The sequence below is a fragment of the Paenibacillus favisporus genome, from assembly GCF_040545415.1.
Classification (GTDB): domain Bacteria; phylum Bacillota; class Bacilli; order Paenibacillales; family Paenibacillaceae; genus Paenibacillus_AQ; species Paenibacillus_AQ favisporus.
In genome coordinates, this window is sequence record NZ_JBEPLV010000004.1 from 625,876 (window position 1) to 642,215 (window position 16,340).

16 protein-coding genes are annotated in these 16,340 nt (G+C 54.2%); 5 read left to right on the forward strand and 11 right to left on the reverse strand.

Translation table 11 applies throughout. The annotated features are described in order from the left end of the window. The first annotated feature begins 132 nt into the window (after nt 1–132). Complete coding sequence (locus ABID47_RS20710) at nt 133–1,104, forward strand: alpha-L-fucosidase (protein WP_354499508.1); 972 nt, start codon at nt 133–135, stop codon at nt 1,102–1,104. Nucleotides 1,105–1,128: 24 nt separating this feature from the next. Here the strand turns inward: ABID47_RS20710 and ABID47_RS20715 are convergent, their stop codons facing one another. After that, nucleotides 1,129–1,959: an AraC family transcriptional regulator gene (locus ABID47_RS20715; protein ID WP_116234541.1), complete on the reverse strand. Its 831-nt coding sequence runs from the start codon at nt 1,957–1,959 to the stop codon at nt 1,129–1,131. 156 nt (nt 1,960–2,115) lie between these two features. On the opposite strand from ABID47_RS20715, the gene ABID47_RS20720 reads away from it, so the two are divergent. Both ABID47_RS20720 and ABID47_RS20725 read left to right on the forward strand, forming a co-directional pair. Then, nucleotides 2,116–2,871, forward strand: a complete 756-nt coding sequence (locus tag ABID47_RS20720) for a sugar phosphate isomerase/epimerase family protein (protein ID WP_354499510.1) — start codon at nt 2,116–2,118, stop codon at nt 2,869–2,871. A gap of 18 nt (nt 2,872–2,889) precedes the next feature. Then, a complete protein-coding gene (locus ABID47_RS20725; protein ID WP_354499512.1) occupies nt 2,890–4,020 on the forward strand; it encodes a Gfo/Idh/MocA family protein in 1,131 nt (376 codons plus the stop codon). A gap of 192 nt (nt 4,021–4,212) precedes the next feature. Here ABID47_RS20725 and ABID47_RS20730 read toward each other — a convergent pair whose 3' ends face one another. Next, complete coding sequence (locus ABID47_RS20730; RefSeq protein WP_354499514.1) at nt 4,213–5,739, reverse strand: FAD-dependent monooxygenase; 1,527 nt, start codon at nt 5,737–5,739, stop codon at nt 4,213–4,215. 324 nt (nt 5,740–6,063) lie between these two features. Here ABID47_RS20730 and ABID47_RS20735 point away from each other — a divergent pair, with 324 nt between their 5' ends. Beyond that, entirely contained in the window at nt 6,064–6,195 is a 132-nt protein-coding gene (locus ABID47_RS20735) for a hypothetical protein (protein WP_354499516.1), read from the forward strand. Nucleotides 6,196–6,396: 201 nt separating this feature from the next. Here the strand turns inward: ABID47_RS20735 and ABID47_RS20740 are convergent, their stop codons facing one another. After that, nucleotides 6,397–6,885 (reverse strand): hypothetical protein, encoded by a 489-nt coding sequence (locus ABID47_RS20740; protein WP_354499518.1) that lies wholly within the window; start codon nt 6,883–6,885, stop codon nt 6,397–6,399. 457 nt (nt 6,886–7,342) lie between these two features. Between ABID47_RS20740 and ABID47_RS20745 the strand changes: the two genes are divergently transcribed. Beyond that, nucleotides 7,343–7,807 (forward strand): copper amine oxidase N-terminal domain-containing protein, encoded by a 465-nt coding sequence (locus ABID47_RS20745; protein WP_354499520.1) that lies wholly within the window; start codon nt 7,343–7,345, stop codon nt 7,805–7,807. A 140-nt stretch (nt 7,808–7,947) separates the two neighbouring features. Here the strand turns inward: ABID47_RS20745 and ABID47_RS20750 are convergent, their stop codons facing one another. The 8 genes from ABID47_RS20750 to ABID47_RS20785 all read right to left on the reverse strand — a co-directional run bounded on the left by ABID47_RS20750 (nt 7,948) and on the right by ABID47_RS20785 (nt 16,258). After that, the gene (locus ABID47_RS20750; protein ID WP_354499522.1) at nt 7,948–9,021 is read right to left on the reverse strand and encodes a phage baseplate protein; all 1,074 of its coding nucleotides are present in this window, start codon (nt 9,019–9,021) and stop codon (nt 7,948–7,950) included. A gap of 43 nt (nt 9,022–9,064) precedes the next feature. Continuing rightward, a complete protein-coding gene (locus tag ABID47_RS20755) occupies nt 9,065–9,853 on the reverse strand; it encodes a glycerophosphodiester phosphodiesterase family protein (RefSeq protein WP_354499525.1) in 789 nt (262 codons plus the stop codon). Nucleotides 9,854–9,895: 42 nt separating this feature from the next. Beyond that, a complete protein-coding gene (locus ABID47_RS20760; protein WP_354499527.1) occupies nt 9,896–11,230 on the reverse strand; it encodes an ABC transporter substrate-binding protein in 1,335 nt (444 codons plus the stop codon). 46 nt (nt 11,231–11,276) lie between these two features. Next, entirely contained in the window at nt 11,277–12,017 is a 741-nt protein-coding gene (locus ABID47_RS20765) for a carbohydrate ABC transporter permease (protein WP_084204006.1), read from the reverse strand. Nucleotides 12,018–12,204: 187 nt separating this feature from the next. After that, on the reverse strand, nt 12,205–13,083 hold the full coding sequence (locus ABID47_RS20770; RefSeq protein WP_089549057.1) for a carbohydrate ABC transporter permease: 879 nt from the start codon (nt 13,081–13,083) through the stop codon (nt 12,205–12,207). Continuing rightward, nucleotides 13,080–14,129, reverse strand: a complete 1,050-nt coding sequence (locus ABID47_RS20775) for an ABC transporter ATP-binding protein (RefSeq protein WP_076172927.1) — start codon at nt 14,127–14,129, stop codon at nt 13,080–13,082. The genes ABID47_RS20770 and ABID47_RS20775 overlap by 4 nt, the downstream gene beginning before the upstream one ends. A 166-nt stretch (nt 14,130–14,295) precedes the next feature. Next, nucleotides 14,296–15,384 carry an alcohol dehydrogenase catalytic domain-containing protein gene (locus ABID47_RS20780; RefSeq protein ID WP_354499530.1) on the reverse strand — a complete coding sequence of 363 codons (1,089 nt, stop codon included), beginning with the start codon at nt 15,382–15,384 and terminating at the stop codon, nt 14,296–14,298. Nucleotides 15,385–15,496: 112 nt separating this feature from the next. Next, nucleotides 15,497–16,258 (reverse strand): DeoR/GlpR family DNA-binding transcription regulator, encoded by a 762-nt coding sequence (locus tag ABID47_RS20785; protein WP_116234532.1) that lies wholly within the window; start codon nt 16,256–16,258, stop codon nt 15,497–15,499. Between the last annotated feature and the right edge of the window lie 82 nt (nt 16,259–16,340).

A 16,340-nucleotide genomic window follows, 5' to 3' on the forward strand; every position in this document is an offset into this window, starting at 1 on the left:
AGCTCCTTTTCGAAAAAACGAATGTAGAGATTGTACTATAAGAAGTCGCCATTGTCAGCTGTGTCAAGGGAGATGATCCTGTAGAGTGGTAGATATTATATGATTTAAGTGAAGTCAGGGAGGCAGTGAGTTATGGATCAACAGGCACTCATCCAAAGGCAGCAGTGGTTTGTGAATCAGAGGTTCGGGATGTTTATCCACTTCAACAGCGCGACGTTTCAGTTTGCCGATTCGGACATTATCGATTGGGAATACGATCACGAGAACGGGGATGAGCCCCGCCGGTTCCCTTTTGACCCGAAGGACTGGAATCCGGAGCAGCTGGACTGCTCGCAGTGGGCGAAGGCCGCCAAATCGGCGGGGATGAGCTTTGCGGCATTGACCGCGAAGCATCATGAAGGCTTCAGCTTGTGGCCGACCGAGCATACGGAGCATTGCGTACGCAACGCAGCGAGCCGGCGCGATGTCGTCAAGGAATACCTGGACGCGTTCCGGGCGGAAGGGATCGAGGCGGGGCTGTATTTTTCCATGCTGGACCTGCATCACCAAATCGGCCGGAGAAAATGCACGCCGGAGGATAAGCAGTTCATTAAAAACCAGCTTGAGGAGCTGCTGACGAACTACGGCGAGCTTCCATTTCTCATTATCGACGGCTGGAACGCCCATTGGGGCGGCCCTTCGTACGAGAACCTTCCGTTCGAGGAAATCGACGCATGGGTGAAGTCGCTGCAGCCTCAGTGCTTGCTGATGAACATCAGCTGTGAGACCAACCTGAATCATACGGACGTCGTTTTTTATGAAAATGCGGCAGGACAGGAAGTGGAAGACGGCTTTGTGGGGCCGGGCGCCAGCTGTAACGTGTTAACGAAAACCTGGTTCTGGAGAACGACGGATACGGCCAGAGAGCTGAAATCAGTCGATTGGGCGCTGGACATGGTTCAGGACTGCAACCGCCAGAACGTGACCTTTCTGTTGAACGGGGCTCCCAACCGGCAGGGACTACTGGACGCGAACGTGCTGGAGCGCTTCCGGGAGATCGGACAGCGGTACCGGAAACCGGATGATCTGACCGTCATTCCCGAAGGATGGCTAACCCGGGGGTAAGCTGCTGCAGTCCCTTGAAGCGGTTTAATGGAGCAGCATGGGATGTCGTTTGGCGGATGGAGCGCAGCCCAGTACCTTTTTATACGCACGGAAAAAAGAAGAATAATCATGGAAGCCGACGGCGGCGGCCGCCGAACTCGCGGTATGGCCCTGAAGCATCAAATTTTGCGCCATCACGACCCGTTTATGGATGATATAATTGCCGATGGTTGTGCCCGTCGCTCTGCGGAACATTTTGTTCAAATGATGCTTGCTGATATAAAAGGCGGCGGACAGATCGTCGAGCGAGACCGATTCGGTGATATGGTCGTTGACGTAAGCGATGATTCGCTGGATCGACGGAGCGGAAGATGAGGTCTCCGATGTGCCTTTCAGCGCATAGCTGTGGATCAAGATCTGCGACAACAGCGCCTCAAGGCGCACCCGGAGCGCAAGATCGCGGATGGCGGCATCAGCGTGCCGGGCTTCCATCAGCTGCTTGAAAAAAGTAAACATGACGCGGTTACCGTCATCCTTGTAATAGATCCCTGCCGGACCATCATCAGGATGGAAGGGAGACAACAATGCGGACTGGTTTTCGGGCGGAAGAAATCCGGGCACAAAATGGAGCGATATCCTTTCATAAGGGATGTCGCTTTCGATTTTTACGCCGTGGAACACGTGAGGGGCGATGAGCAGCAGGCTGTGCGGTTCCGGAACGTAGCGCTTGCCCTCGACCAGATAGCTGACTTCTCCGGCGATAAAATAGTACACCTCGTAAAAATTGTGGCAGTGCAGCGCATATTGGTCCGTTTTGCGCCGGTCGGCCGCATGGTGGAAATTCAATGAGTCGGTATGGATATTGGCGTACAGCATCCGTTCGCCCCCTCAAGCAATGTTGGGTTTAGTCTAGCGAATGACCGCTATATTTGCAATGTTATGGCTTCGATTTACAATGGTGATTCCGGGTGCCGGGACTATAATTAAGGGGAGAATGCACTTTTGGAAATCTTGAAGGAGGGGCCATATTTCATGATTTTAGGCGCACAATTGTACACCGTCCGATCCTTTCTCCAGACGGAAAAAGATATTCGGCGAACATTGCAAAAAATTGCGGCTATGGGCTATACGTCGGTCCAGATTTCGGCCATCGGTTCCATCCGTCCCGAGACGCTTCGCGCCATTTGCGACGAGCTGTCGCTTCAAATCGCGCTGACGCATACGAGCCCGGACCGGATTCTGAACGAAACGGATCAAGTCATTGAGGAGCATCATATTCTGGGCTGCGATTACATCGGCATTGGATCGATGCCTGATAAATACCGTGGTCTCGACTGGTACGGGTATTTCGCGGAAGACTTCCGGGAAGCGGCAGGTCGGATCGCCAAGGCAGGCAAGCTGTTCATGTACCACAACCATCATTTTGAGTTTGAAAAAATCGGCAGCAAGCGCCTGATTGAGCGGCTGGTGGAGGATTTCGCGCCGGAGGAGATGGGCATTACGCTCGATACATATTGGGTACAGGCGGCCGGCGCCGACGTATGCGAATGGATCGGCAAGTTGAAGGACCGCCTTCACTGCGTGCATTTAAAGGATATGGCCGTCCAGGGGACGCAGCAGCTGATGGCCCCCGTCATGGAAGGGAACATGAATTTTCCGGCAATTTTGAAAGCGCTTGAACAAGCGAATACAAAATATCTGCTGGTCGAGCAGGACGTGTGCCAGACGAGTCCGTTCGACTGCCTGCAGACGAGCTACAACAATTTGGCTTCCCTTGGCTACCGCTGAGGAGAATGGAGGGTCTAGATGTCAAAATTACGGATCGGCGTCATCGGGATGGGCAATATGGGATCGGATCATGCCAAAAAATTAAACAAGGGTATCGTGCCGGAGGCTGAACTGACTGCGGTGTCGGAAATGGACGGCATGCGGCTGGAGAAAGCCAAAACGTATTTGCAAGGCGATATCGGCTACTTTGCGACTCCGGATGAGTTGATGGACAGCGGCCTATGTGATGCCGTGATTATTGCAACGCCGCACTACGACCATCCAAGGCTCGCCATTATGGCTTTCACCAAAGGGCTGCATGTTTTATGCGAAAAGCCGGCCGGCGTCTACACGAAGCAGGTGCGGGAAATGAACGAGAAGGCGCGGGAGAGCGGCCGCATCTTCGGCATGATGTTTAACCAGCGGACCAATCCGATGTACCGCAAAATGCATGAGCTCGTGCACAGCGGCGAGCTTGGCGCGATTAAGCGGGTGAACTGGATCATTACTGACTGGTACCGGTCGCAGGCCTATTATGATTCGGGAAGCTGGCGCGCCACCTGGGCCGGGGAAGGCGGAGGCGTGCTCATCAACCAATGCCCGCACAACATCGACCTCCTCCAATGGATTTGCGGCATGCCGGCCCAAGTCCGTGCCTTTTGCCATGAGGGCAAGTGGCATAACATCGAGGTGGAGGATGATGTCACGGCATATATGGAATTTCCGAACGGAGCCACGGGCGTATTCGTCACGACGACCGCCGACCTGCCGGGAACGAACCGTTTGGAAATTACGCTGGAAATGGGCAAGCTGGTGTGCGAAAACAATACGCTGACGCTGCACAAGCTGAGCCAGAACGAGCGTGAATACTGTTTTACAACGAAGGATGGCTTTGCCAAGCCTCCCGTGGAAGTGTCCGTCATCGAGACGCAAGGTGACAACAGCCAGCATACCGGCGTCATCGCTTCGTTTGCCAAGGCCGTCCTGGACGGTGAGCCGCTGATCGCTGACGGTGAGGAGGGCATCAACAGTTTAATGCTGTCCAATGCGATGCATCTGTCGAGCTGGATCGGCGACACCGTAGCGCTCCCCATCGACGAGGATCTGTTTTTGGAAGAGCTGAATAAGCGGATAGCGGCATCGAAACATAAGGTGACTGCTGGTAGCTAACGATAGATAAGGTTTGGCGAGTTGAAAACGGCGGAAGGATTGGACAATGTTTGAGATCCGGACTGAATTCCAGCTGCCGTACCTCGCTAAGAGTTCAAGCAATATCCAAGCGATAAGCCTAATCCGCTATAGCTTCAGCATGTTTCGAATACAACCGCATCCAGCAACAATCGAAAAGAGCCGACGCCAGCGTCAGCTCTTTTCGTGTGTAAACGGAGCAATATGAAATCGATCGAGGTACGCCTGAATCGCACCGGTATCCTGGTGAGGTTCCGCCAATGCGACGTATCCGTCCGGCCGGACCAGAAATGCAGAATCGGGATGCATGCCGGCTGCTTTCATGGATGGCGTCCACCCCATTTCATGCAAGGGGATGCCTGTCGTTTCGCTGAGCTGACGCAGACTTTGCGATGCCTGGCCGTACACATGCAGCTGCCAATCGACGGATTGCAACGGTTCGAAGTTGTCCCCATGGGCAGTCTGAATCCAGGGCAGACGGTCGCCGCCGTGAACGGAGCCGGAAGCACCGCTGCTCAGCATGCTGTCCCGGTAACGGATTTGCGTTTGCGACAGCCGCTCAAAGGCCATTTTTCGTATAGGCGGGACGTCCAGAAGCAGGGGAACGATATGGGGAATCACCATGTCCTGAACCAGAGAGGTCATGATGCCGCCCCCTACGAGCGATTGGAACAGCCGGTCTGTGGTGGCCACGAGCGTCCGGGCAAAAGCAATCCGCTCCGTCTCGTAGGAATCGAGAACGCCGGCGTCCGCTTTGTCCAGAAGAACCGCGGCAAGCTTCCAGCCCAGATTCACGGCGTCCCCAATGCCGGTATTCATGCCTTGCCCTCCGACCGGGCTGTGCACATGGGCCGCATCCCCGGCGATAAAGACCCGCCCTTTGCGGAAGTGCTCGCATACCCGGTGATGGCTTTTATAAGTCGAATACCAGTTCACCTGGCTGATGTGCACTCCCGTATTTCTTTCCACATAAGGAATCAGAGGCTCCAAATTCGCGGGAATTCCCTGATTTAGGATCTTGGGCGGAATCAGTCCGATGAGCCGGACCTGTCCGCTCGTGCGGATCGGGAAGACCAGACAGAAGCCTTCTTCAAAAAAGTTCATTGTCACGTTTGTCACGGGCTCTTTACTCCCCACATCAGCCACGAAAAACATCTGCTCATACGTTCCTCCGGGAAACTCCAGTCCCATCTCCTTGCGGACCGTACTATGCGCCCCATCGCATCCGCACACATAGGCATACGCTTGTTTCTCTTCGATCCCTTGCCGGGTCGTGATGGCATGCACCCCTTCATTCTCTTCCTGAAGGGAAACGAGCTCGGTATTCCATTCCACATGGATTCCTTTGGAGTCGAGATGCTCGATGAGAAGGGCTTCATGCTCGTCCTGAGGCAGGCTGAGTACATAGGGGTAGGGGCTAATTTCTTCTCCAAAATCACCAAAGTTGATGGTTCCCTTAAGCTTGCCGTTCTTCATAATTTGGCCGGTATGCATGGGGATGCCGCGCTGCACAAATGAATCCGCTATGCCGAACTGCTGGTAGAACTCCAGGGTTCTGGCATGAACGACCATGGCTCTGGAGGCTTCTCCCGGTCCGGACCGTTGATCGATGAGCCGAAAAGGGATTCCCTGCTTCTCCAGGGCCAGAGCCAAAACGAGACCGGTCGGACCGGCGCCGACAATCAAAACCTGAGGTTGCATGATCGCTGCCTCCTTTTTTTGGAGCTTATGTGTACATTATAGTTTTTATCCTTTGAAACGCCATCAACAAAAGGGCTGATTGTGATCAGTAAGCGGCACAAACCGGTGGAGTGTTCAGGGAGCCGGGGAATATGGTTTGGAAGCTGGGGCTGTTAAATCAGATGATATCGGAAGAGAGAGGCATTTTTAATGTGAAATGAGAGGATCAGGTGTCCGGATAAGTGAGAGAATTAGCAATTAGCAAATGGTAGATTGTGGTATAATCGAGAAGACAAAGTAACCGGTGGTGGACGCGGCGAAGCGAACCCGAAAGGGGGTGACGCCGTGTCCATTCTTGAAGTGGCCTTAAAGCTTTTGGACGGACTGCTGAAGCTGGTCGGTATGATTACTGGCCTGAAAACTTTGGTCAGTGCCTGGAAGCAAGCACGGCATAACAAGAAAAACCACCGGGATTAGGTTGGGAGCCTAGCAATCCGGTGGTTCTTCGGTTCTTGAACTGAATTCTCGCCGTGGTCGCCCGCCGGCCTTTGTCAAAAGTCACGATGTTACCAGCATCGTGGCTTTTTTAGTTTACGCTTGATCTATTTCAAGTATACCACAAAAAGCGGATCGCTACACAGTTAAGCCTTAAGGTAACGGAGGTACAGATCGTAGAAGTTACTCACCCATTGTGATTTTCTGATTGTATTCTACCGTTTTATAATTAGGTTGAGAGGGGTCCATATTTATGACGGTTCCCGGTTGAATGAGCACTTTATACACACCGTTGCTTTTATGCACGATGATTTGGAGTTCGGGCAGTTCCCCGTTACCTCCAACACCTTCATATTTAGTTAGAACGTGAAAAATGACATGATCCGGATTGGACTGATCAACAGATACAATTTTATAGTCTAAAAGTGTTTGATTTATTTTTAAAAATTTCAAGTAATCTGCCCTATTTTTGAACCGACTATCCTCCGATAGATCCGCGATCTTTTCATAATCATTGCTCATTTGAGCCTGCATATAACCATTCAAGACTTCTGAAGGGGTTAAGTCTCCGAGCTGGCCCGGGGAGTCCCCATGGACAAAATGGGCACTGGTCGGTAATAGCAGACAAACAACAGCTGGGAGCAACCACCTGGCAATTCTATTGAATTTCATATTATCTGCTCCTTTCTCATTTTAAATTAACTAGCAAATTAGATGGTTGTTCTCCTCCTTAATATTGATGCTCTGAACTAGAATACGCCTTGTAGTAACAAGACGCTCTCAGTATAGGAGTAGTTACATATAAAACGGTAAATCCGAAAGAATTAAACTTTTTCTAATAACAGGGGTTTTAAATATGAACGAAAAGTGAGTCGAAGCCTGCTGTCCTTCGTGACTATGGTTAATGATCCTAATTAAAAATGGGGTATAAAAATGACCTTTAAACGAGTGGTTGTGGCGATTAGTGTGATAGTGATCCCCTTGCTCGTTGCGTTCCTTACTTTGAAAAATTTCGGAAATCATCTAGGGAATGTTATGGAGCAAATGGATTAACAGCCAGAGCGAGACCAGCGTTGTGGTTTCATGAATCCTATGAGTAGATTTATTTAAATAGAGAGGATAATACAAAATGTTCAAAAAAATTGTCATTCCTGTTTTCCTAACCAGTCTCCTAACCATTTTTATGAGTATTCCCGCGTATGCTTCTCCTCCAAGGATCATTTATTCTTTGTACGTCCAATTAAATGGTGCTCCAATTGAATCAGATTCGACACCCCCATATATAAACACGGCTACAAATACCGCATATGTTCCGCTAAGGGTTATTTCAGAAGGAATGGGACAATCGGTAAGCTGGGACAAGAATAAACAGCAAGTGACCATTCAATCGAATGACGGAACCGTCATGACCATGACAATCGGGAGTACGACTGCTTATGTAAATGGTGAGGCGAAAATTCTGCCAAGCGCTCCTGAAATGCCTTTTATGAGAGTCATGGTGCCCATCAGATTTGTCTCTGAAGTGTTAGGGGCAACTGTCAATGCATCCGCCAAGGATGGCGCGACGTATGTTGATATTTCCTTCAAGCCGTAAAATATCAACGATATGAATATTTCCTTTACATTTGCTAGGGGCATAAGCATCTTGAAGAATAGTCCTTAGAACCTCCCCGGAATACGGCTTCATATAAAAAAGGAAGGCGGCCATACACGGCCGCCTTCCTCATTTTAATTTTAATCCTGCAGCGCCTGCTCCGGCAGGAGCCGGTCAAAGGCGTAGATGCTGGCGAGCCGGTTAGGCGTAAAGGCGGACGCAAAGCCGAAGCACAGCTCGGCTTTCTGCGGGTGCCTGATGTCCGGAATCCGGATCGACATCCCCTCAGGCTCCCGGTACGTCAGTTCCGGCGCGGTAAGGATCAGCTGCCGGTCCACGACCTCCCCGGTGCTCAGCTTCACGACGGTGATGTACGTATTGCCGGTGCCTTCGACCGAGCCGGCCGAACCGTAGGCGCTGCCCTCCAGGAGATATAGGTAACCGCCGTTGGAGGCGAAGCCCTGGAACGTGCCGAGGGAAGGCTGGAGGACGTCCGCCACCGGCTCGTAGATGTGCTGCTTAACTTTCTCCAGCTCATATACGCCAAAATGGAAGGCTCCGTTCAGACGGTAACGCATCGTCAGCAGCCCGTTCGCCTGGTCGATATGGACCGTCGTCCGGTCGGCCCCGGGGATCAGCCGGTACTTCTCAAGCTCCGGAGACTCCGGCGTCAGGATAGCGCCGTCCTGGAAGGCGAACCGGGTCAGCTGGGTTCCCCAGCCGCTGCCCGACTCCGTCACCGAGTCGGTCTCCGTCCATAAGTAGGCCTGCGACCCGTCCGCCTCCACGCCGATCTGCACGCCGTGGCCAAATCCCTTCAGGAACATGTGCCCCAGCTCGTTTCCGTTCATATCCAGCTGGGTCAGGGCCAGATCGCCGCTGCTGGAGCGGGCGGCTCCGCTGACCGGCGCGGATTCGCCGGGGAGCTGCTGTCCGCCGGCCATGAGCTGAACGGTATAAATGCGCCCGTTCGCATTATCGATGGCAAAGGACTGAAGCACGGTCCCGTTATGCAGCGGCTTCTCGCGGATCACTTCCTTCGCCTCCTGCGACAGGTCGAACATTTTGGACATCAGCGGCGACGGCTGCGCATGAGCGCCGGAAGCGGAGAGAGGCAGGAGGGCGGCGATCAGGAAGCCTGCCGTTAATTTCATGAGTGTGCGGCGGGCCAATCCCTTCACGGCCCAACGGCTGTTAAATTTCGAATGATCCATGAACATCAATCCTCCAATCAAGGGTTGGGATGAAACAGGACATTCACGGCTGCGGCATGAAACTTGTGGGGGAGAGATCCATCTGCTCCCGAATCCGCATGGCCGGGAGCGGGTTGTTCACCGTCATCAGCAGGGAACCGCAGCCGAGCGCGTAGTAGACCTGCTGATCGTCGTCCGGGCAGTAGCACCACGGCAGGATGCCCAGATCTTCGTATTCCTTCACCCGGGCAGGCGTCAGCAGCTTCATGCTGAGTCCCACCGCCCACATTTTCGAAATCGTCCCCTCGGGTCCCGGCACATAGTTGTGCATCTGCTCACCGGGAAAGCCCTGTGTCTTAAGGCCATGCTTGTCGTGGATATGCACCAGAACCGTGGCGTCAAAGCTGGTAAATACACACCGGTGAAGCTCCCCGCGGGATGCAAGCTGGACAATGGCGGCGTCCGCGGTTTCCAGAGCCCGTTCGTCCGGTTTGATCTCCACGTTCAGCAGAACGTCCGGATAAGGGGCGATCAGCTCGCAGAATTCCTCGAAGGTCGGAACTTTAAGTCCCTCGAACACTTTGCCGAACCAGCCGCCGGCATCCAGCCGCTTCAGCTCCTCCAGCGTATAATCGCCGACCGGGCCCGATCCGTCTGTCGTCCGGTCGACGGTGGCGTCATGGATGACCACCACGACGTCGTCGCGGGTCATGCGCAGGTCCAGCTCCAGCATATCGACGCCGAGATCCAGCGCCTGTTGAAAAGACAAAAGCGTATTTTCCGGATAAGCGGACTTCCAGCCGCGGTGTCCGGACACCACGATGGACTGCAGCTGCTGCAAATGCTCTAGCATAAGACAGTGTACCTCCTTGTTATTGGCGGGAATGGGATCACGTTAATTTTTCAAGATCCGGTCCACTTCTTCCTTGTAGCTGTTCAGCGTGGCATCAACGTCTTTGTTATCGTACATGATCGCTTGGATCGCCTTGTTAAACTCCTGCTCGACCTGCGGCCACTGGACGCTCTTGTTGGTATCAACGGCATATTGGAGCTGCTCAAAAGCCACCTTCCGGTTCGGCTCCTTTTCCCACAGCTGCTTGATGGCGTCCGATTCGACCATCTGCTTCGTGAAAGGCAGGTAGCCTGTATCGATAACGAACTGCTGCGCGCCTTCCGGACTGGTCATCAGCCAGTGCATGAACTCCCAGGCCGCATCCTTATGCTTGGAGGCCGCCATCATGGCCACGTTGCCGCCCCCGGTCGGAGTAGCGTACTGCTTATCCTGCGGAAGGAATGCCGTCACGTAATCGAACTTCGCACCTTGAGTCAGGCCGGAGATCGAACCGGTCGATTGGAAAAGAATCCCCACTTTACCGCTCGTAAACATTTGATTCGTAATGTTGCCGGAGTCCTGGCTTGGCGGATAGTAGAGGGCGCCGGCATTTTGCAGCTCCTTCAGATACTTGAATGTCTTGGACGCCTCGGTCGTATAACCGACGGACGTGCCCTCATCGTTGAAGAACTTGCCTCCGGCCTGCGTAATCATGGCGATTGGATACCAGGTATCGTACGGCATCGTCAACCCGTAGCGTTTCACCTCGCCGTTTTCCTTGACGACCAGCGCTTCGGCTGTTTTTTTCAATTCGTCCCAGGTTGTCGGGATGGACAAGCCTTTTTCGTCCAGCATCGACTTGTTGATGTGCATCACCGGCGTGGAGCGGTTAAACGGAAGGGAGACCAGCTTATCGTTAAAATAGGAATGCCCCATCAGCCCCTCTTCAAAATCGTCCTTGCTGAGGCCGGACTTTTCCATGTAGGGGGTCAGGTCTTCCAGAACTTCCGCGTCCGCGAACAGCTGCACGTTGGAACGCTCAAGCATCGTCACGTCCGGCGCGGTCTTGGCCGCAACGGCCTGCTGCAGCTTGGTTACCGTTTCCTGGTAGCTGCCCTGGAACGTTCCGACGACCTCGATTTTGTCCTGGGAGCTGTTGAACCGCTTGATCATGGCGTCCAGAAACTCCCCGTTCTTGCCGCCGATCGAGTGCCAGAACTGGATGGTCTCCTTGCCAGAGCCGGAATTACCGGAATTGCTGGATGCCTCTCCCGAAGCGGCCTTGCTGTCCGTGCCAGCCGTTTCGCCTTCGGACCCGCTTCCGCCTCCGCTGCATCCTGCCAATAAAGTCATGATCAGCGCCAGTGTCAGCGCGATGAATGGAAACTTGTTCTTCACAGAAACTCCTCCATTTTCAGGTGATTTAAATCGTTATAGCGACAGCTTATTTAATACCGGAGTATACAAAAGCCTTGACGATCTGCTTGGAAGCAAACAAATACACGATCAGGATCGGCAGGACAAGCACAACGTTGCCCGCCATGATGATATGCCAGTTGGATACGCCCTCGGATTCCCGGAGCATGGCGATCCCGATCGTCAGCGGCCGGACGGCGGTCGAGTCGGTGACGACGAGCGGCCAGAAGTAGTCGTTCCAATGGCTCACAAAGCTGAACAAGGCGACAGTGGCCAAGGCGGGAACGGCCATGGGGATCATGATCTTCTGCATGATTTTGAACTCGCTGGCATTGTCCAGCCGGGCGGACTCAATGATCTCCTGCGGGATTTGCATAAAATACTGGCGGAGCAGGAAAATTCCGAAGGCATTGGCCATGAACGGAATGATCTGGGGCAGAAGGGTGTTGTTGATGCCCCAATCCGCCATCATCAGGTAGACGGGAATGAACGTCACCTGCCCTGGAATCATGAAGGCGAGCAGCACGATGCCGAACAGCAGGTTCCGGCCCCAGAAGCGGTATTTGGCAAATGCGTACGCCGCCGGAATCATCACGATCATTTGCAGCACGATGACGGAGACGGTGATGATGACCGAGTTTTTTGCATAGGTTACGAAGGGAGCCGACCTCATGGCCTCGGCAAAGTTATGCCACTGCGGTGCGGCGGGAATCCACGTTGGCGGAAAGGCCAGCGTCTCCTCAAAGGTTTGCAGCGAAGTGGATATCATCCACAGGAACGGGAAAATAAACACGATCAGCACGGCGAGCTTGGCCACGAAGCCGAGAAGCCGTTTCAGAAGCCGGAGGGACGCATGGTCCCGGATCCGGTAACGCAGCTTCCCGCCGACTTGTTTCTTTTCCTGGATCAGCACGGGAAAAGCACCCCCTCAGGTTGTTGTCTGCCCATGGTGCGGCTCATTGGTAGTGAATCCGCTGGGCAAGGACTTTGAAGTAAACAAAGGTCAGCACCGCGATGATCGCCATCAGCACGACACCGGTGGCCGAAGCGAAGCCGATGCTGGTCGTTCTGAACTCGTAGATGTAGTACACGAGCGTTGTCGTTGAGCCGTTGGGGCCGCCCCCGGTCATGATTTTGACCGTATCGAACACCTTGAAGGAGCCGATCGTCATGATGACGAGGATGAAAAACAACTGTGGCGAGATCAGCGGCAGCGTAATTTTCCAGAACACCTTGAACCTGCTGGCATTGTCCAGCGCAGCGGCTTCGTAGATGGTCGGGGGAATGCTCTGCAGCGCCGCCACCATAATGAGGGCGTAATAGCCGATGCTGTGCCACACCGAGACCAGGATCACGGAGATCATGGACGTGCTGGAGCTCTGCAGCCAGGGTGATCCCGGAAGTCCGAAGGCCTTCAGCACATAATTGAGCAGGCCATGCCCCGGCTCCATCAGCCACATCCAGACGAGCGCGATGGAGACGATCGAAATGATATGCGGTGTAAACAGGCCGGCCTGCAGAATGGCGTTGAACCGCGACCGCTTCCGCAGCCATACGGCCACGCCGAGCGAGAGCAGCATGGTGCAGAGCACGACGCCCACCGTGTAGACGGCGGTGTTGGCCAGGGCATGATAGAAATCGTCCCGGGTGAAGATTTCCCGGTAGTTGTCAAGACCGATGAACTTGCTTTTGTCCTTATTGAGCAGGTTGTATTTATACAGACTTAATTTAATGAGGTAAAAGACCGGGTAGACCACGAACAGGAACAAGGCGATCATCGCCGGCAAAATGAGCGCGTACGGCCTGGTCGTCTCCCATACTCTGCGCCGGTTCATTGGAAACGACCCCTTAGCGCATGAAGGTAGGTGTTATGCCGTCGGTCATCGCGGTAAATCCGCTTGTCATCCGCTCCGAAGAGAAAAAGCTTGGATTCGTCCACGGAGAGATAGATGTCCTGGTCTACGCTGAACAGGTCTTCGGTGCATTTGATCATAAAGGAATGGTCCCGGGTACGGACCTGGTAGATGGTCTCTGAGCCGAGCATTTCCCGGGTGGAGATGACGCCCTTGGCCGTAAAATGGGCATCCGCCGGCTCGGTGGACAGCAGCCCGTGCTCTGGACGAAAGCCAAAGCGGACTCCGTCCTGCCCCATGTCGCCGACGTTCATCGGAGGGACCCCGATAAACTGCGCGGCAAACAGATTATCCGGTTCGCGGTAAATTTCAGCCGGCGAAGCCTCCTGCTGAATCTCTCCCTGATTCATCAGCACGATGGTGTCGGCCATGGACATCGCTTCGACCTGATCGTGCGTGACGTAGACGAAGGTGGAGCCCAGCTTCTTGTGCAGCTCGATGAGCTCGACGCGCATCTGCACCCGGAGCTTGGCGTCTAAGTTGGACAGAGGCTCGTCCATCAGGAACACCGAAGGTTTCTTGACCATCGCCCGCGCGAGCGCCACCCGCTGCCGCTGGCCGCCCGAAAGGGTGGAGGGCTTGCGGTCAAGGTAAGGGCGGAGTCCGACCGTCTCGCTGATGCTTTCCACGAGCCGTGTCCGTTCCTCCTTGGGTACTTTGTTGTTTTTCAGGCCGAATTCGATATTCTCGCGTACGGACATCGTCGGATAAATGGCGTAGTTCTGAAACACCATCGCTACGCCCCTTTGGCCCGGGGCAATGGCGGATACGTCGCTGCCGCCGATCAGAACCGACCCCGAAGTCTGGCGGTCGAGCCCGGCGATCATGCGGAGCAGGGTGGTCTTGCCGCAGCCCGAAGGACCGACCAGGACGGTGAATTTGCCGTCTTCGATCTTCAGGTTCAGACGGGGGATGATGGTGTTTTTGTCAAACGATTGGGATACATCGACCAACTCAATGGATGCCACACGGATTCCTCCTTCACCAGCGGTTGCTATGTGTTGTTTGGGTTCATCGTCCACGGCAAGCGCTTTCATATGATGAAGAACGGAGGGAGGAATGCCTGGGCATCCTCCAGCCGTTTTTACTTCAACCCGCTTGTGTGGTACACTATTGAACAAGATTTTCGCTCTCTCACCAGCGAAAATCGAGGTACATCTTTTTCCAGTCTCTGTGAGCCAGGGCAGATTCCATTGCGCCCGCAAAGTCTTCTGCCTTGCTCACCGGGATATAGTCATCCGGCACCAACTGCCGGAGCGTCTCCTGACATTCCTCCTGCTGCATCACTTCAAGCACCTTCCGAAAATCGCTGTGCGAGCTGCGGCTACTGCCGTGGATCGTAATGCCTTTCTCCAGCACATCCCGCGTATTGATAGGAACCAGCTCCTCGCTGACGCCCATGGCGATCAGATGGCCCCCAGGGAGAAGTAAGTCGATCCCTTGATTGATGGCGCTTTCACTAAATCTTCCGCCTGTGCATTCCAGCACGACATCAACCTTCCAGCCGCCTTGAAAATCGTATTCCTGCACCATTTCGGTCCGGGCAAACGTGAAATGCTCCAGCTTCTCCTGAATGGCGCCGAATACCGTCAGGCGCTCCGTGCTGACGCCAAAGGCGTAATGGAGCATGGCGGCGGTCAGGAAGCCGACCGGGCCGTCTCCGAAAACGGCGACCTGTGCGCTGTCCAGCAGATCGGCCACGGGGCGGATCGCCCGGTAGGATACGCTGCACAGCTCCGCCAGCACGGCAATGTCATCCGGAATCGAATCCGGGATCGGAATGGCGCATGCCTCCGGAATAACGAGCCGGCTCTGCGCGATACCGTCGATCGTACTCCCAAGAAACTTGCCGTTGTAGCAGTAATTCTCCGGAATGTCTCCCCGGCAGGCCGGACAGCACTCATCGTGCTTGATGCCGTTCAGCAGATAGCCCGGCAGGTTCGGCGCGATGGCGACCCGCTGTCCCGCTTGAAGCTTGGAGGAACCGCCGACGACTTTCCCGATGCCTTCATGAAGCAGGGCCATCGGCAGCTTGCGGGCAAGGACTTCGGGTTTCCGAAGGCCTCCGAAATACCGCAGGTCGGCATGACAGATGCTGGCCAAAGTGGGTTCAATGACGACGAAACCTTCCGTGACGGTCCGATCCATCGTCATTTCTTCGACATGGTGGGGGTGGGTGAGCCGGAGCGACCGGGAGTCCACCGTTTGCGTAGTCGTACTCAAATCAGGGAACACCTCCATGTGAGCGTTATTTGGTTTTTTTAAATACTGGATTTCCTTATCATCGTTCGGGTCTGACGTCATCGTCAGCTCCCCTGAAAGGAGCTGCGTTCCGTCAGACGGTTAAAATTTGAATGCCGGCGTCCTGAAACTGTTTAATGTCGTAATCCGCAACTTCTTTGCCCGTGATCAGGGTATGGATCGAGCTATTCGGAGCGACATTATACAGCGAAATTTTGCCGATTTTCGTTTCGTCGGCGACGACGATGACTTCCTGGGCGGCCGCGATCATGCCCTGCTTGGCGACAACCAGCTGGGCTTCCGGAAGCGTAAGGCCGTATTTGGGATGGATCGCGGTGGTCGCGATAAAAGCTTTGGATACGTGTACCGAACGCAGCACGTAATCCGTAAACATGCCGTTCAGCATGAAGCTGGACGGATACAGTTCCCCGCCGGTGACCGTCACTTTGACGCCGGGAGCGTCCCGAAGCTCGGCCGCCACGTTCATGTCATTGGTAATGACGGTGATGTTGGAGCGGTGGACCAGGTTGCGGGCGATGTGCAGCGTGGTCGTGCCGGAGTCCAAAATGATGTGATCCCCGTCTTCCACCAAGCTTGCCGCCTTCTGGCCGATGCGTTCCTTCTGATCGAGCTGGATGCCCGATCTTTCGTTGAACGAAGGCTCGTGGTGTGTGAGCTGTTCCACAATAACGCCGCCGTGCGTCCGTTTCAGAAGCCCTTCCTGCTCGACCTCGGCCAGGTCGCGCCGGATCGTCGCTTCATGAACGCCGAATTCCTTGGCTAACGTGCCGACAGAAGCCGACCGATGCTGTCTGACAAATTCGACGATTCTCATTTTTCGTTCAGCTGCCAGCAATATAACCATCCTTTCCGCCAAATCGCATATGCGTTTGCTTACATTTGTTCATTTTTGCTCATTAGTCAGGCTTGCCGTCAGT

Bases quoted from the DNA above. Each gene is read 5' to 3' on its own strand.
- ABID47_RS20710 (WP_354499508.1), top strand. From the start codon at position 133: ATGGATCAACAGGCACTCATCCAAAGGCAGCAGTGGTTTGTGAATCAG.
- ABID47_RS20715 (WP_116234541.1), bottom strand. From the start codon at position 1,959: ATGCTGTACGCCAATATCCATACCGACTCATTGAATTTCCACCATGCG.
- ABID47_RS20720 (WP_354499510.1), top strand. From the start codon at position 2,116: ATGATTTTAGGCGCACAATTGTACACCGTCCGATCCTTTCTCCAGACG.
- ABID47_RS20725 (WP_354499512.1), top strand. From the start codon at position 2,890: ATGTCAAAATTACGGATCGGCGTCATCGGGATGGGCAATATGGGATCG.
- ABID47_RS20730 (WP_354499514.1), bottom strand. From the start codon at position 5,739: ATGCAACCTCAGGTTTTGATTGTCGGCGCCGGTCCGACCGGTCTCGTT.
- ABID47_RS20740 (WP_354499518.1), bottom strand. From the start codon at position 6,885: ATGAAATTCAATAGAATTGCCAGGTGGTTGCTCCCAGCTGTTGTTTGT.
- ABID47_RS20745 (WP_354499520.1), top strand. From the start codon at position 7,343: ATGTTCAAAAAAATTGTCATTCCTGTTTTCCTAACCAGTCTCCTAACC.
- ABID47_RS20750 (WP_354499522.1), bottom strand. From the start codon at position 9,021: ATGGATCATTCGAAATTTAACAGCCGTTGGGCCGTGAAGGGATTGGCC.
- ABID47_RS20755 (WP_354499525.1), bottom strand. From the start codon at position 9,853: ATGCTAGAGCATTTGCAGCAGCTGCAGTCCATCGTGGTGTCCGGACAC.
- ABID47_RS20765 (WP_084204006.1), bottom strand. From the start codon at position 12,017: ATGATATCCACTTCGCTGCAAACCTTTGAGGAGACGCTGGCCTTTCCG.
- ABID47_RS20770 (WP_089549057.1), bottom strand. From the start codon at position 13,083: ATGAACCGGCGCAGAGTATGGGAGACGACCAGGCCGTACGCGCTCATT.